This window comes from Janthinobacterium sp. FW305-128 (assembly GCF_020858135.1).
In the GTDB taxonomy this organism is placed as follows: Bacteria; Pseudomonadota; Gammaproteobacteria; order Burkholderiales; family Burkholderiaceae_D; genus Janthinobacterium.
Map to the genome: position 1 here is coordinate 1 of NZ_JACYMK010000034.1, position 1,363 is coordinate 1,363.

The 1,363-nt window shown below is 51.5% G+C and carries 1 rRNA gene; it reads left to right on the top strand.

Annotation, left to right across the window (positions count from 1 at the left end):
- A 23S ribosomal RNA gene (locus IGS60_RS28180) occupies nucleotides 1–1,350 on the top strand; the annotation flags it as partial.
- Nucleotides 1,351–1,363 lie beyond the last annotated feature (13 nt).

The following is a 1,363-nucleotide window of genomic DNA, read 5'->3' on the forward strand; positions in this document are numbered from 1 at the left end:
CACGAAGCAATCGGAAGTGGTTCCAAGAAAAGCCTCTAAGCTTCAGTCATACGAGACCGTACCGCAAACCGACACAGGTGGGCGAGATGAGTATTCTAAGGCGCTTGAGAGAACTCGGGAGAAGGAACTCGGCAAATTGGTACCGTAACTTCGGGAAAAGGTACGCCCCGGTAGCTTGACTGGTTTACTCCAGAAGGGTGAAAGGGTTGCAATAAACTGGTGGCTGCGACTGTTTAATAAAAACACAGCACTCTGCAAACACGAAAGTGGACGTATAGGGTGTGACGCCTGCCCGGTGCTGGAAGATTAAATGATGGGGTGCAAGCTCTTGATTGAAGTCCCAGTAAACGGCGGCCGTAACTATAACGGTCCTAAGGTAGCGAAATTCCTTGTCGGGTAAGTTCCGACCTGCACGAATGGCGTAACGATGGCCACACTGTCTCCTCCCGAGACTCAGCGAAGTTGAAATGTTTGTGATGATGCAATCTACCCGCGGCTAGACGGAAAGACCCCATGAACCTTTACTGTAGCTTTGCATTGGACTTTGAACCAATCTGTGTAGGATAGGTGGGAGGCTTTGAAGCGGGGACGCTAGTTCTCGTGGAGCCAACCTTGAAATACCACCCTGGTTTGTTTGAGGTTCTAACCTTGGTCCGTTATCCGGATCGGGGACAGTGCATGGTAGGCAGTTTGACTGGGGCGGTCTCCTCCTAAAGTGTAACGGAGGAGTTCGAAGGTACGCTAGATACGGTCGGACATCGTGTTGATAGTGCAATGGCATAAGCGTGCTTAACTGCGAGACTGACAAGTCGAGCAGGTACGAAAGTAGGACATAGTGATCCGGTGGTTCTGTATGGAAGGGCCATCGCTCAACGGATAAAAGGTACTCTGGGGATAACAGGCTGATTCCTCCCAAGAGTTCATATCGACGGGGGAGTTTGGCACCTCGATGTCGGCTCATCACATCCTGGGGCTGTAGCCGGTCCCAAGGGTATGGCTGTTCGCCATTTAAAGTGGTACGTGAGCTGGGTTTAAAACGTCGTGAGACAGTTTGGTCCCTATCTGCCGTGGGCGTTGGAAATTTGAAGGGGGCTGCTCCTAGTACGAGAGGACCGGAGTGGACGAACCTCTGGTGTACCGGTTGTCACGCCAGTGGCATTGCCGGGTAGCTAAGTTCGGAAGAGATAACCGCTGAAAGCATCTAAGCGGGAAACTTGCCTTGAGATGAGATTTCCCAGAGCCTTGAGCTCTTTGAAGGGTCGTTCGAGACCAGGACGTTGATAGGCTGGGTGTGGAAGTGCAGTAATGCATTAAGCTAACCAGTACTAATTGCCCGTACGGCTTGTCCCTATAACCTTAGCAG